This is a genomic window from Paraburkholderia sp. EG287B, from assembly GCF_040965595.1.
Classification (GTDB): Bacteria; Pseudomonadota; Gammaproteobacteria; order Burkholderiales; family Burkholderiaceae; genus Paraburkholderia.
Genome location: NZ_JBFRCG010000016.1, coordinates 112575 through 125594, shown reverse-complemented (window position 1 = coordinate 125594; position 13020 = coordinate 112575). Strand labels below are relative to the sequence as shown.

At 62.9% G+C, this 13020-nt stretch carries 12 protein-coding genes and 3 pseudogenes; 8 read left to right on the top strand and 7 right to left on the bottom strand.

Features of this window, described 5'->3' with window-relative positions:
- Positions 1-235: 235 nt before the first annotated feature.
- From AB4Y40_RS28515 to AB4Y40_RS28505, 3 genes and pseudogenes are all read left to right on the top strand, one after another.
- A pseudogene (locus AB4Y40_RS28515) lies at positions 236-343 on the top strand (anti-sigma factor); the annotation flags it as partial.
- A gap of 4 nt (positions 344-347) precedes the next feature.
- A complete protein-coding gene (locus AB4Y40_RS28510; protein WP_368690690.1) occupies positions 348-1010 on the top strand; it encodes a YceI family protein in 663 nt (220 codons plus the stop codon).
- Positions 1011-1183: 173 nt separating this feature from the next.
- A pseudogene (locus tag AB4Y40_RS28505) lies at positions 1184-1306 on the top strand (plastocyanin/azurin family copper-binding protein); the annotation flags it as partial.
- Positions 1307-1960: 654 nt separating this feature from the next.
- Here the strand turns inward: AB4Y40_RS28505 and AB4Y40_RS28500 are convergent.
- From AB4Y40_RS28500 to AB4Y40_RS28485, 4 genes are all read right to left on the bottom strand, one after another.
- Positions 1961-2575 carry a hypothetical protein gene (locus tag AB4Y40_RS28500; protein WP_368690689.1) on the bottom strand — a complete coding sequence of 205 codons (615 nt, stop codon included), beginning with the start codon at positions 2573-2575 and terminating at the stop codon, positions 1961-1963.
- 48 nt (positions 2576-2623) lie between these two features.
- Positions 2624-3412 (bottom strand): molybdopterin-dependent oxidoreductase, encoded by a 789-nt coding sequence (locus tag AB4Y40_RS28495; protein ID WP_368690688.1) that lies wholly within the window; start codon positions 3410-3412, stop codon positions 2624-2626.
- A 3-nt stretch (positions 3413-3415) separates the two neighbouring features.
- A complete protein-coding gene (locus tag AB4Y40_RS28490; RefSeq protein WP_368690818.1) occupies positions 3416-4009 on the bottom strand; it encodes a cytochrome b/b6 domain-containing protein in 594 nt (197 codons plus the stop codon).
- Between the two features lie 250 nt (positions 4010-4259).
- Positions 4260-4598 (bottom strand): ArsR/SmtB family transcription factor, encoded by a 339-nt coding sequence (locus tag AB4Y40_RS28485; RefSeq protein ID WP_368690687.1) that lies wholly within the window; start codon positions 4596-4598, stop codon positions 4260-4262.
- Positions 4599-4688: 90 nt separating this feature from the next.
- On the opposite strand from AB4Y40_RS28485, the gene AB4Y40_RS28480 reads away from it, so the two are divergent.
- Both AB4Y40_RS28480 and AB4Y40_RS28475 read left to right on the top strand, forming a co-directional pair.
- The gene (locus AB4Y40_RS28480; RefSeq protein ID WP_368690686.1) at positions 4689-5906 is read left to right on the top strand and encodes an MFS transporter; all 1218 of its coding nucleotides are present in this window, start codon (positions 4689-4691) and stop codon (positions 5904-5906) included.
- 214 nt (positions 5907-6120) lie between these two features.
- Complete coding sequence (locus AB4Y40_RS28475) at positions 6121-6513, top strand: SgcJ/EcaC family oxidoreductase (RefSeq protein ID WP_368690685.1); 393 nt, start codon at positions 6121-6123, stop codon at positions 6511-6513.
- A gap of 25 nt (positions 6514-6538) precedes the next feature.
- Here the strand turns inward: AB4Y40_RS28475 and AB4Y40_RS28470 are convergent.
- Positions 6539-6718, bottom strand: a pseudogene (locus tag AB4Y40_RS28470) (LysE family translocator); the annotation flags it as partial.
- Between the two features lie 558 nt (positions 6719-7276).
- Here AB4Y40_RS28470 and AB4Y40_RS28465 point away from each other — a divergent pair.
- Both AB4Y40_RS28465 and AB4Y40_RS28460 read left to right on the top strand, forming a co-directional pair.
- Complete coding sequence (locus AB4Y40_RS28465) at positions 7277-8467, top strand: M20 aminoacylase family protein (RefSeq protein ID WP_368690684.1); 1191 nt, start codon at positions 7277-7279, stop codon at positions 8465-8467.
- Entirely contained in the window at positions 8464-9768 is a 1305-nt protein-coding gene (locus AB4Y40_RS28460; RefSeq protein WP_368690683.1) for an MFS transporter, read from the top strand. The genes AB4Y40_RS28465 and AB4Y40_RS28460 overlap by 4 nt, the downstream gene beginning before the upstream one ends.
- 117 nt (positions 9769-9885) lie before the next feature.
- On the opposite strand, the gene AB4Y40_RS28455 is transcribed toward AB4Y40_RS28460, so the two are convergent.
- Complete coding sequence (locus tag AB4Y40_RS28455; protein ID WP_368690682.1) at positions 9886-10257, bottom strand: hypothetical protein; 372 nt, start codon at positions 10255-10257, stop codon at positions 9886-9888.
- 221 nt (positions 10258-10478) lie between these two features.
- Here AB4Y40_RS28455 and AB4Y40_RS28450 point away from each other — a divergent pair, with 221 nt between their 5' ends.
- Positions 10479-11033 carry a type 1 glutamine amidotransferase domain-containing protein gene (locus tag AB4Y40_RS28450; protein ID WP_342948876.1) on the top strand — a complete coding sequence of 185 codons (555 nt, stop codon included), beginning with the start codon at positions 10479-10481 and terminating at the stop codon, positions 11031-11033.
- Positions 11034-11054: 21 nt separating this feature from the next.
- Here the strand turns inward: AB4Y40_RS28450 and AB4Y40_RS28445 are convergent, their stop codons facing one another.
- Positions 11055-12992: a potassium transporter Kup gene (locus tag AB4Y40_RS28445; protein ID WP_368690681.1), complete on the bottom strand. Its 1938-nt coding sequence runs from the start codon at positions 12990-12992 to the stop codon at positions 11055-11057.
- Between the last annotated feature and the right edge of the window lie 28 nt (positions 12993-13020).

Here is a 13020-nt window from a genome sequence, read left to right as displayed (position 1 = left end):
CTTGATCTCGCGATTCAAGAATGTTGTCATGAGGTTGAATTTGACCACGCCTGAGTTCGATCAAAAAATATAACCTGCTGGCGTGACGTCCGTGCTTCGCGATCCGGAGCACGTGCGATGGCACGCATCATAACGACGACACGCTCGCAGAAAAAGATAACTTTCCTGTATCAGATGAGCGGCGCCCAGGCATGACAGTGCATTTCCGAAAGAACCAACTCTTTGAGTGTGACGCGACCACATGGGCTACGCGCTTTCCGGGCGGATGGTGGAGGGTCAATTGCGCAAGATCGCTGTCGACGTCTGCAGCGAGCCTGGCGGGCATCCCGAACCGTGGAGGTAGAAGCGTGCCCTATCGCAGCCCCATCCGTCGACGAGGCGCGGCCATGCATCGTCTCAAAGCGCGCGTTGGCGCGATCGTGATGTTCGGCGTCTGCGCTGCCTGCGCAGTCGCCGGGGTCCGTGCCGATTCGATCGACACGTCCGCGCCGCTGGCACAGTATCGACTCGATCCAGGCCGCTCGGGTGTCACGTTCGATGTCGCGAACGTCTGGCACGCGAACCTGACGATGCGCTTCAGCCGCATCGGTGCCCAGCTTGAAGGATTCCAGGGCTTTGCCGTGGGCCGCGTCATGGTGACGATCGACGCGACAAGCCTCGAATCGAATACCCCGTTTGTCGCCGGATTCGTCGCAGGCGGCGACATGCTGGACGTAGCGCATTTTCCGGCCATTCGCTTCGTGAGCACCCGCTTTGTCCGAACCGGTACATTGACCGGCCTTTTGACCGGCGATCTGACGATCCGCACGACGACGTGTCCGGTCACGCTCGCCGTGGCGTTCGACGAAGACCCGCGCGATCCACCGGGCGCCCGCCGAACGCTGTTTTTTTTCGCCGACGGCCACTTCAGCCGGGCGGCGTTCGGACTGTCGAAGTGGTCGCGCGCTGTCGGGGACGAGGTGCACTTGAGGATCCACGCCGAATTTGTGCAGGAACGCGCGGATCCTTGAACCGTCTCGCTGCCGTTTCACCCGCGGAGTCCCGTCATGACCCAGGCCTTGCAGGGCATCGCGACCGCGGCGACGTGTACGGCAAAGAACGCGATGTGACGACGGGCTGCTGGAATAGGCCTCCCGCCACGCACGTTTACTGCACGTATCGTGCTGCAGAAAACGTTCATGCCATCTCACCGGGCAAGAGCAAGCGCGTGTCGTTCAAGCTCGCGCCCGGCCACTACGCGCTGATCTGCAACAAGCCGGGACACTATGCAGCGGGGATGCATACGGCACTTGTCGTGGCGCCGTAGATCACCCTGTGAGTCAGAAAAAGCTCGAAAGGCGGCAAAAAAGAGCCATGCGCCGACGGCGGCAATATATCCGCGTTGGCGCGGCGCTTCGACCAAACGGGCATCATTGTTGCGCACGAGGAATAAGGCGTCGGTGCGCCGCGTTTATAGCTATGTAGGTGCCTGCGTTCGCGATGAGCCGCGTGACGCGTCCGCGCCGCATGCGACGTTCGGCGTCGTCAGCCATTGCGCGGTCAATGCCTCGCTGGTTACCCCTCAGCGCGACTACCAGCGAACTTCCCCCGGAGGAAATCATCATGAAGCGGCTTCGGATGGTTCTTGCATGTCTCGTTTGCCTCGGATTGGCCGCGGTTTCTGGATCCGTAGCCGCGAGCGGCGATATGAATCAAGGCGGCAATGGCGCGTCAAGCACCTCGACCAATTCCTCAGGCGGTGGTTACTGAGCGCGGCAGGCGGTAATGCGCAGCACGTCGCCGGGCTCTCCGCGTGATCCGCAGCGTTACCTTGTGACACTGCTCCCGGCAGCGACCCACCTTTGAATGCTGACCCCTCGTGTCAGATGGCGTTGCGCCGGACCGGAATGGGGTCCGCACCCCGGTCCGGCGCGTGGATCGTGATTGCCGGAGAACTTCCGGGAAATCCGCACGCTTTCTCTTACATTGGCGGAACGACCCCGTTCTTTTCGACCACCAGGCGCTGCGCGGCATAGGTACCCTGTGACGCCGGTTTCGCAACCACGAAGACTTGCTTGCCTGGCGCCAGATCGGAGCGCGCAGCCGGCATGAAGGTGACGATCGGGACATTCGGAGGCACCGTAATTTCATTGCTGCCGCCCTTGTACGACAGCTTGAGATTGCGACCTTCCGTGCCCTGCACGACGGTATCAACATTCGCATTGGTCATCGTGCTGTTCGGACCGAGGTCCCACGCGTAGTGCCCCTCCCCCGTGCCGCGTGCGGCTTCGGGAAAGACGACGACTTCGGTCGCCGTCAGCTTGCCATCAGTGCCCGTCGTCGCGGCCGTGCCGACGAACGTACCCGGCTTGATGTCGGACAGTTGCATCGCTTTGACGGACGACACTGGAACGTTTGTCTCGAGGGCGATTGAGACCGTGTCGCCACTGCGTCGATGGACCTTGAGCACATCGCCGTCGAGAGAAACGATACTGCCGCGAATACGTACCGGCCTGGTGTCAGCAGTCTGCGCCAGCACGCTGCCGGCTATCGCCATTGCGGCAATGGCCGCTCCAGCTTTCAGTCGAATGGTCACGAATGCTCCATATAGCGGATATGCGTTGAGGAAGGAATCAATTGCACTTCAGGAACCGCCGAACCAGTTATAGCCCTGGTTCTCCCAATAACCACCGGGATACTCGTTCGTCAGCGTGATTGCGACGATATGCTTCGGATTCTTGTAGCCGAGTTTGGTCGGCATGCGCAGCTTCATCGGGAAGCCGTATTTGGGCGGCAGCACATCGCCGTCGTAGGTCAGCGTAAGCAGCGTTTGCGCGTGCAGGGCTGTCGGCATATCAATACTGGTCCAATAGTTATCGGCGCAATGGAGCGCGACGTACTTCGCTGTTGTGTCCGCGCCCGCACGGCGGAGAAAGTCGGAGAAACGCACCCCGCCCCAATGGCCAATGGCGCTCCAACCCTCGATGCAGATATGGCGCGTGATCTGGCTTTCCTGTGGCAGCGCTCGAAGTTCGTCGAGCGTCCATATGCGCTTGCCATTCGCGAGTCCCCCCACCTGCAGCCGATAAGTCGCGGCGTCGACTTCCGGCACGTCGTCGATGTCGTAGAACGCGTTGAAGGGAAAAGGCCGCGTGATCATCGACTCCGGATACGTCGGCGCCATCTTGTCTGGATCGAACAGCAGCGCCTGCACGCGGTCGTTGAAGAACGACATCTTGCGCAGCGCGGTATTCACCGACTTGTCGTTCGAGAGATCGCAGCCCGAGAGCATGGCAATGCCGCCGAGTGTGAGTATCTGTTTGCCGAGCAGTCTGCGCGCGGGACTCTTCAATTCACTGCGCACGTCCTTGATGATCGAATCGGCGTTCGAGACGAGAAACGCATTGGCTTGTTTTTTGCGTGGGCGCATCATCGTTTACCGTCCGCGTATCATCAGGAGCAGTGAGCGCGGCACGAATGCGACCATGACGACGTGCACGACGAAAAACGCGACGAGAATGCTCATCGAGAAAAAATGGACAACACGCGCGTTGTCGTATCCCCCCATCAGCGTTCGCAACAGAGGCAACTGAACCGATTTCCAGACCGCCAACCCCGAAAGGATCACGATCGCGATGTCCACGATCGTCACCACATACGCCAGCTTTTGAACAGCGTTGTAGCGCGCAAGATCCTCGTGCCCCAGCTTGCCGCGCATCGCGGCGGCAAGCTCCCGGGCTACGGCACTGAAACGAATCGGGAGAAGCTTCCGCCACAGACGCTTTGAAAGCACGTTCAGGAACAGGTATGCAAGATAGTTCGCGACCAGCAGCCACATGATCGCGAAGTGCCACTGCAAGGCGCCACCCAGCCAGCCGCCCAAGGTCATGCTTGCGGGAAATTTCAGTCGCGCGAAGACAGGCGAGGCGTCGTATATCTGCCAGCCGCTTGTCACCATCAGCACGACCGCCACGGCATTGATCCAGTGTGTCGTGCGGACCCAGAGAGGCTGAATTATCGTTCGGCTCATTTGCAGGCTTCGTGGAAGTTGTTCGTTGGCGACCGGACCCGACTCGATCGTTCCGTGGTCGCACCGTGCTGTTGGGTAAACCACGCACGTGCATCCCTATTCCACTGCTGCCGAGAAATTTCTCCTTACAGAAATCCAGCGAGGCGAGTCGACATTCAAGGGCACCTTCAACGACGACCCGCGTGATCCGCCGGGCGCCAGCCAACGCTCGACGCGTCCGGCGGCTCCCTGAGTAAAGGTAGCGAATCGGTCAAGCGGGCCGTAGCGCGCGATCCAGGTCGTCGAGCAAGCGCTCGATCGCCTCGCGATTGGGCTTGTAGTACACCCAGTTTTTGATTTTCTTCGAAGTCACGAGGTCTGCCGCTGCCAGCGCCTGCATATGCGTGGTGACAGTGGGTTGACTCAGGCCTGTTTTCTCCGTGATGAAACTGACACACACCCCGTCCTTCACGAGGTCCGCGTCCCGCTGCGGTGGAAAGTGCTTTTCCGGCTCGGTAAGCCAGATGAGGATCGTCAGCCGGTGGCGATTTGAGAGTGCATGCAGCGCGTCCTGCAGCGGGCTCTCATCGAGGTTGTCCATTTTCGACATTGCTCAGATTTTCCTTGACGGGACCAATCTATATTGTACTCTATCTATATAGACATTTATCGATATAGGTCGATTATGGCGACGGATGCAATGACTTCCACAAGCACTCAGTCGATCGTGCGCACGATCAGCGTTGCCGTCGTCTTCACGCTGTTCGTGGCGGTCGTGTTCGGTTTTGGGCTCTATCTTTTTGCGCTGGTCGTGCCAGTGATGCGGCAGAGTCTCGGGTTCGACTATACGGCGATTGGCATCGTAACTGGCGGGGCCCAGACTGCGTATCTCGTTGCGGCGCTGGTTTGTCCGCGTCTCGCAACCCGCTTCGGCGAGGGGCAGGTCATTGTGGTCGCCGTCGCTGCGGCAGCCTTGCTTTTGCTCCTGTTCGCGCAAGTCCAGAGCGTAATGTCGGTCGGACTCGTTCTCGCCGGACTGGGCGCGACGGCGGCTTTCATGATGGTCCCGAGCGTCGGCGCCATCTCCGGGACAGTCCCTTTCGGGTACCGGTCGCGCGTCAATGGTCTGGTTTCGAGCGGCACGGCCTATGGGCAGTTCGCGAATGGCGTTCTGGTGTCGCGGGTTTTACCGGAATACAGCTGGCACTCGATATGGATTGTGGCGGCGTCGGTCTCGCTCGTCATTGCGCTCGTGGGACTGCTTGCGCTGCGCCGCTTCGCTCCACAGGTTTTCAGCCGCAAGGCGCCAAAGCGCGCCGAAAGTCGCCACGCGTCGGGCGACCGGTGGCGCCTGGTGACTCGCCCCAACCTGACGGTCTGGATCCTGCTCGCGTTGAGCGGAATGGCTTGCGGGCCGTGGCAAAACTATCTGTCGAGCTTTCTGGCCGATGAACAGGGGCATTCGCTGGAAACGATCGGGCAGGTCTGGTCGACGATTGGCGTGGTCGGACTGTTCAGCGGATTTGCGGCGGGCATGGCGGCCGACAAGGCAGGGGTGCGGATTGCGCTCGCATTCTCTTTCACTGCACTCGCCGGCTCCGGTCTCCTGATCGCTTTCCATTCCGACGCATGGCAATTGCGAGCGGCCGCCGTGTGTTTCGGTCTCTCGTTCTATGCGATTTACGGACTGATTCCCGCGTATATCAGCAAGACCATGGACCCTCGCTCGGCAACCACGGTGTTTGGGGTTGCCAACGTCTTTCTCGGTCTGGGAACGACATTGGGCAACGTGATGGGGGGCAACTTCGCAGGCTGGTTTGGGTCGCTCAAGGACGTTTTTATCACCGCGTCGGCGCTTGCATGCGTGGCGCTGATACTTACAGCGACGCTCCGTGATGAACGAGCAGTGACCTCCTGAGATATCGTTTGGTCCTTCGATGTGGGCGCCAGACCAGACCAACTTGCAGGCCAGATCGCCGGTCAAATGCGCCCGGCAACCCTTGTGCAGTTCGACGCGGTATGGGTCAATGGAGGGAACGCATTCAAACTTCGTCGGGCAATGAAGCGGATTCGATGTCGCGATAGCGGATTGGCTCGAACGAGCCTAACTGTTTTGCCAGCGGAGGTTGCAGATGGGTTCTGATGAACGCGCGATTCGCGAGGTGCACGCGACCTGGATTGATGCAGTCAACGCCGGCGATCTTGTCCGCCTGCTCCCCCTGATGGCGGACGATGTCGTGTTTCTCACTCCGGGCCAGGCACCGCTCGGTCGGGAAGGATTCCCCGTTGGCTTCTCGGCCGCGCACCAGCAATCCCGAATCCGTTGCATCAGCGAGTTGGAAGAAGTCGTGATCGTCGGCGAAGTCGCCTACACCCTGTGCCGGGACTCGTTATCTGTGACACCGCGCGCCGGCGGAGAAGCAACGCAGCTGGCCGGTCACCGGATCACCCTATACCGCAAACAAGCCGACGGCCGCTGGCTTCTGGCCCGCGACGCCAACACGCTCGCCCCGGTGGCAAGCTGAGATCGTGAGCATTGTCTCAGTCGACCTATCGGCGCCCTTCGATCGCCATCCGAACGGCCAGACCCGTCAACACGGTTCTCATCATCCAGCGCTGCATCGCCAGCCATCCGGGCCGGCGCGCGAGGAACCCGGCGATCGAACCCGCAGCCATCGCAATGAATGCGTTCACGCTGAGACTCAAAGCAATCTGCACGAAGCCCGTGGCCCGACAACGGTCTGCCGATCGACTTTGTTGTCGAGTCGGATCGTTCTCAACTGCGTGAGATTGTCCAGCGGGTGCGGGACGGGCGCCTGCGGACGAATATCGGCAACATCGTGCCCCTCGACGAAGCCGTCGCCACGTTCAATTCCACCAAACGGATCAGCGGGAAGACGACCGTACAGGTTCGTTAGTCAACGCTCGGGGAGGTCGAGCCGTGCTGCGCTTCGCCTTCCCCGCCATTGCGGAACAAAACCGGGCGCGCCCCGCAAATCCCGTTTTGCGGCAACGCTCAAAGTAGCCGGGAAGGTTCGAGCCCGGCTAGGCGCACACGCTCGTGGTCGATCACCGCGTGCCGCACTCCACATCGCGGATGCCGCTGACGGCCTTGATTCGCAGGGGACAGAATTTTATTTCCAGGATCATCTTGCTGCGCCGCGACAATCGATCGTTGACTTAAAGTCAACGTTTTCGATGCATTTCCGTCATGGGTCGAGTTTTTCGTCGATGCAATACTCGGCCTTTGGCGTGTGTCCAAACCTATTCCAATAAAAGGAGTCCCCCGTGAGCGAGCAGCACTACTGCGAAGTCGCCGACCTGGCCGAAGCCCGATCGGAACTCGACGAAATCCGTCATCACCTCCACAAGCACCCCGAGCTGTCGTACGAGGAAGCCGACACGTCGCGCTTCGTCGCCGACAAGCTCGAGTCCTGGGGCTACGAAGTCACGCGCCACGTGGGCGGGCACGGGGTCGTGGCGGCGCTCAAGGCGGGCACGAGAACACGCACCGTAGGCGTGCGCGCCGACATGGACGCCCTGCCGATCCAGGAGCTGACCGGCCTCGACTACGCCAGCGTCCACGCGGGCAAGATGCACGCGTGCGGCCACGACGGCCACACGACCGTGCTGCTCGGCGCAGCACGCCAGCTCGCCAGAACGCGCAATTTCGACGGCACCGTCCACCTGATCTTCCAGCCCGCCGAGGAAGCCGGTTCGGACAGCGGCGCCGAGCGCATGATCGCCGACGGCCTGTTCGAGCGTTTCCCCTGCGAAGCCATCTTCGGGCTGCACAACCATCCGGGCGTGCCCACCGGCACCTTCGGCTTTCGCGCAGGCCCGCTCATGGCCGCGTGCGACACCGTCAAGCTGCGCGTTCACGGCAAGGGCGGCCATGCCGCGCGCCCGCATCTGGCCGTCGACCCGGTGCTCGTGGGCAGCAGCATCGTGATGGCCCTGCAATCGGTGGTGTCGCGCAACGTCGATCCGAACGAAGCCGCGGTCGTGACCGTCGGCGCGTTCCGTTCGGGCCACGCGCCGAACGTGATTCCCGAAGACGCCGTGCTCGAAATGAGCGTGCGCTCGTTCTCGCCCGAGGTGCGCGCGACGCTCGAAGCGCGCATCCGCGCGCTCGTGCAGGCGCAGGCGCAAAGCTACGGCGCAACGGTAGACATCGAATTCATCCGCGGCTATCCCGTGCTGATCAACAGCGAAGCCGAAACCGAATTCGCACGTCAGGTCGCCGAGGAACTGGTCGGGCCGGAGCACATCATCGCACCGTTCCCGCCGATCGCCGGCAGCGAGGACTTCGCGTACTACCTGCAGCAGCGCCCCGGTTGTTTCGTACGCCTTGGCAATGGCGAAGGCCGCCCGATGCTGCACAACGCGCGCTACGACTTCAACGACGAGAACCTGACCATCGGCGCGGCGTTCTGGACGCGCCTCGTCGAACGCTTCCTCAGCAAGGACCGTGCATGAACGCCGCCACCGAACCGCTCCTGGAAGCGGCCGAAGAAGCGACACTCTCGCCGGGCTACCAGCGCAAGATCGTTCTCGCGGCGGTGATCGGCAACCTGCTCGAATTCTTCGACTTCACCGTCTATAGCTATTTCGCGCTCACGATCGGCCATCAGTTCTTTCCGGCCGACAGCCAGGTCACGTCGCTCCTGCTCGCGTTCGCGGTGTTCGCCGTGGGCTTCGTGATGCGCCCGCTCGGCGGCATCGTGCTCGGCCGCTACGCGGACCGCGCGGGCCGCAAGCCGGCGCTCACGCTCACCATCCTGCTGATGGCGGTGGGTTCCGCGTCCATCGGTCTCGCGCCCACCTATGCGCAGATCGGCCTCGCCGCGCCGCTGTTGATCGTCGTCGCGCGCCTCGTGCAGGGGTTCGCGCAAGGCGGCGAGTTCGGCGCCGCCACCGCCACCCTCCTCGAAATGGGCGGCCAGGCGAGCCGCGGCTTTCGCGCGAGCTGGCAGCTCGCGAGCCAGGGCGCGGCGGCGCTGCTCGGCTCGGGCCTCGCGGCGAGCCTCGGCTTTCTGCTCTCCGCGGAAACGATGCATAGCTGGGGCTGGCGCATTCCGTTCCTGCTCGGCACGCTCATCGCGCCGGTCGGCATCTATCTGCGCCGGCACATTCGCGAAGAGCCGCCGGCGCAGCGCGTGGTCGCGGACCGCAACGACCCGAAGCGCGGCCTGTACGTGCGCAACTGGTTTCTCACGATCTTCGCGATCATGGGCATGTCGGTTTCGACCTACGTGATGATGTACTACATGCCGACCTACTGCATCCAGTACCTGGGACTGCCACCCAAAATGTCGATCCTCGCTGGCGTGGCGTCCAGCACGATCTCGCTCGTGATGTGCCCGATCTACGGCGCGTGGTCGGACCGCATGGGACGCCGCAAGCCGCTCACGGTGATCGGCCGCGTCGCGCTGATCCTGCTGCTCTATCCGGCGTTCTGGCTCATGACGCACTTTCCGTCGCTGCCGGTCGTGCTCGCCGCGCTCGTCGTGCTCATGCTCTGCTATACGATGGGCTCCGCACCCGCTTACGCGCTGATGCCGGAAAACTTTCCGAAACATCTGCGCGCGAGCTATATGTCGAGCGCGTACGCGATTGCGGTTTCCGTGTTCGGCGGTACGGCTCAACTCGTGGCCGGCTGGCTCATCCACGTGACGGGCAACAAGATGGCGCCCGCATGGTACATGATCGGCTGCGTGCTGATTTCACTCATCGCCGTTTCGATGTTCGAGGAAACCGGCAACAAGCAGATCGACTGACCGCTCGCCTGAAAAGATGCAGCCCTAAAAAGGGCGGCCGACGCACGCTGCGTCGCCCGCCCTTCGCACTACACCCCGATTCTTCTTCTTTAGTCAGTTCGACTACATACCACGCCCTTATTGGCTGCCGCCAGGCTGCGTGCTCATCCCGCCATTGCCGTTGTCGTTATACGGCATGCTTTGGGGGGTTCCCGTGGCAGGCGCAGGCGCCGCGCCAGTCCCCGTCCCCTGGCCGCCGCCGGTCGCTGTAGTGCCGGGCGCGCCATAGCCGCTATTGTTATAACGGGTGCCTGCGGTGCTGCCCGGCGGACGCGCCGTATTGATGCCCGCCGCGCCCGTCGTGCCGCCGCCCGCGCCTACGCCATTGCTACCGCCGCCGGCGCCACCGCCCCCCCCGCCGGCTCCCCCGCCTGCGCCCTGCGCGAGCGCCGCTGCCGAACACGTTGCGATGATGACCCCAGCCAGCAATTGTTTGATCGATCCATTCATTTCGCTCTCCTTGAGGATTGTGGATGGAACTGCTACGTGGCGAACCGGCGGCGCACCACGCCTGCCTGTTGTTCCGCAAGCGCCATGCCGCCGCAGAGTCGAACCCGGCTGCGCGCCGTTCGCTCTGATTCGAGGTTTCACGCACCGCGCGGTATCCGCCTTGCTACAGTTGAGATTGGTTGCAAACGGTCTCAGACGGTCTCACTCAAGGAGGAAATGCAATGGCTAACATGCTCGACAACTGCAAGGTCGCAATCCTTGCCATGGACGGATTCGAGGAAGTCGAACTTACCGAGCCGCGCCGCGCATTGAAGGAAGCGGGGGCGCACGTGGACGTGATATCGCAGAAAAGCGGTGAAATTCAGGGTTTTCGTCACGTCGACAAGGGCAGCAAGATCAAGGTCGACCGCACCTTCGGCAGCGCGAAGGCGGATGACTACGACGCGGTCGTATTGCCCGGCGGCGTGGTGAACTCTGACGCCATCCGCCTGATTCCGGAGGCGCAGGCGTTCGTGCGTGCGGCCAACGACGCGCATAAGACGATTGCCGTGATCTGCCATGGCGGCTGGCTGCCGGTCTCGGCCGGTATCGTCAAGGGGCACACCATGACGAGCTGGCCCTCGCTGCAGGACGATATTCGCAATGCAGGCGGCAAGTGGGTCGACGAGACCATGGTCCACGACGGCAACTTCATTACGAGCCGCAAGCCCGACGATATACCTGCCTTCAACGCCGAGATCATCTCCACCCTTTCGGCGGCGGCGGGCACGGCATGACGGCGCCGGCCGGCGTCATGCTCACAGCGCCACCTGCACGCCCAGCTCGACCACATGCGCGGGAGCCAGACCGTAATATTCGGCGCTCGAAGTGCAGTGGTACGACATGAACGCGAAGAGCCGCGCACGCCAGCGGCTCACGTCGTGCTGGGCTTGCTCGCGCAGCACCTCGTCGCGCGGCAAGTAGAACGTGGTCTGTTGCGGGTCGAAACGCCAATCGCCCAACCTGCCTTGCAGCGATGCCAAAAGCCGCGGCAGATTGGGCCGCTCGACGAAGCCATGATGCGCGACGATCTCCCAGCAACCCGCGCCGAGGTCGCGCGCTTCGATGCGCGTTTCATCGTCGGCCTGCGGTGCGGACTCCGAAACATTGGCGAACACGATCACCGTGCGATGCAGGACGTGATTGTGGCGCACGTTGCTCGCGAGCGCGGCCGGCGTCATGCCGGGTGCGTTGCCCGGATACACGGCCGTGCCCGGCACGCGAGGCGGCTTCGGATCGGCAGTGCAGATACCACGCAAAAAGACGTCCACCGATTCGCCGCGTGCCGCATGACGCGCCTCGAGTTCGCGGCCACGGTGCCAGGTACTCGTCATGATGAACAGCAATGCGCCCACGGAAACCGGGAACCAGCCACCGGTGGGAATTTTCGGCAAGCTCGCGGCAAGCAGCATGCCGTCCACGATCAGCAGCGGCACACATGCCAGCCATGTGGCGACGCGCGGCCAGCCCCATACTTCGCGACATACAGATAGCATCTGCATCGACGTGGTCACCATCGTCATCGCCACGGCGAGGCCGTAGGCGGACGTGAGCCGCTCGGAGCTGCGAAAGAACAGCACGAGAAACACCACGGCCACGAGCAAGCCCGCGTTGACCGCCGGAACATAAATCTGGCCGCGCCGCGTGCTCGAGGTTTCGATCGTACGCATGCGCGGCAGGAAGCCCAGTTCGATGGCCTGGCTCGTCATGGAAAACGCGCCCGAGATCACCGCCTGCGAGGCGATGATGGTGGCGAGCATGGCAATACCCACTGCCGGAATCAGTGCCCAATGCGGCACCGAGCGAAAGAACGGCTGGCTGGCGCCGCCCGGCTCGAACAGCACGGTCGCGGCCTGGCCGAAATAGCCCGCGACGATCGCGGGCAGCACGACGCAAAAGAACGCCATGCGGATGGAGCGCGTGCCGAAATGGCCGATGTCGGCGTAGAGCGCCTCGGCGCCCGTCAACGCGAGAATCACGGCGGCTAGCACGCCGAACGCGAGCCCCGGATGCGCGAGCGCGAGCCGCACGGCCCAGACCGGCGACGCCGCGGCGAGAATCGCCGGATAGCGCACGATGTGATACACGCCCACCGCGCCGAGGCTCAGGAACCAGAGCGCCATGACGGGCCCGAACGTGCGCCCGACCACGGCGGTGCCGCGCGACTGGAACAGGAAGAGCGCCACGAGAATCGCCAATGAAACCGGCAGCACGGCACTGTCGAATGCGGGATTGATTTCCTTGAGCCCTTCCACCGCGGAGAGCACGGAAATGGCGGGCGTGATCATCGAGTCGCCGTAGAACATCGCCGCGCCGACGAGCCCCGCGAGCACGAGCAGACGCGGGGCGGGCCGCCCCGCCTTCGCGAACCCGGCGCGCACGAGCGCCGTGAGCGCGACGATGCCGCCCTCGCCTTCGTTGTCGGCGCGCATGACGAAAGTGGCGTACTTGAGCACCACGACGATCAGCACCGCCCACAGGATCATGGAGAGCACGCCCATCACCACGGGCTGCGCCGTGGAATGCGCCGTCTGCACGGCTTCGCGCAGCGCGTAGATCGGGCTCGTGCCGATGTCGCCGAACACCACGCCGAGCGCGCCGAGCACCAGCGCGCGCTGGCCAGCATCGGCGGCGTCCTGCTTGCGCGCCCGCTCTTTCGGCGCGTTTCCGGGCGGGTTGAGGCGTTCCTTGAGCATGGCTGCGCGGCGATCGTGGATGCTTTGC

What these genes read in the sequence shown, in the direction of transcription:
- AB4Y40_RS28480 (WP_368690686.1), top strand. Translation starts at nt 4,689, where the DNA reads ATGACTTCCACAAGCACTCAGTCGATCGTGCGCACGATCAGCGTTGCC.
- AB4Y40_RS28450 (WP_342948876.1), top strand. Translation starts at nt 10,479, where the DNA reads ATGGCTAACATGCTCGACAACTGCAAGGTCGCAATCCTTGCCATGGAC.
- AB4Y40_RS28460 (WP_368690683.1), top strand. Translation starts at nt 8,464, where the DNA reads ATGAACGCCGCCACCGAACCGCTCCTGGAAGCGGCCGAAGAAGCGACA.
- AB4Y40_RS28495 (WP_368690688.1), bottom strand. Translation starts at nt 3,412, where the DNA reads ATGATGCGCCCACGCAAAAAACAAGCCAATGCGTTTCTCGTCTCGAAC.
- AB4Y40_RS28475 (WP_368690685.1), top strand. Translation starts at nt 6,121, where the DNA reads ATGGGTTCTGATGAACGCGCGATTCGCGAGGTGCACGCGACCTGGATT.
- AB4Y40_RS28485 (WP_368690687.1), bottom strand. Translation starts at nt 4,598, where the DNA reads ATGTCGAAAATGGACAACCTCGATGAGAGCCCGCTGCAGGACGCGCTG.
- AB4Y40_RS28445 (WP_368690681.1), bottom strand. Translation starts at nt 12,992, where the DNA reads ATGCTCAAGGAACGCCTCAACCCGCCCGGAAACGCGCCGAAAGAGCGG.
- AB4Y40_RS28455 (WP_368690682.1), bottom strand. Translation starts at nt 10,257, where the DNA reads ATGAATGGATCGATCAAACAATTGCTGGCTGGGGTCATCATCGCAACG.
- AB4Y40_RS28490 (WP_368690818.1), bottom strand. Translation starts at nt 4,009, where the DNA reads ATGAGCCGAACGATAATTCAGCCTCTCTGGGTCCGCACGACACACTGG.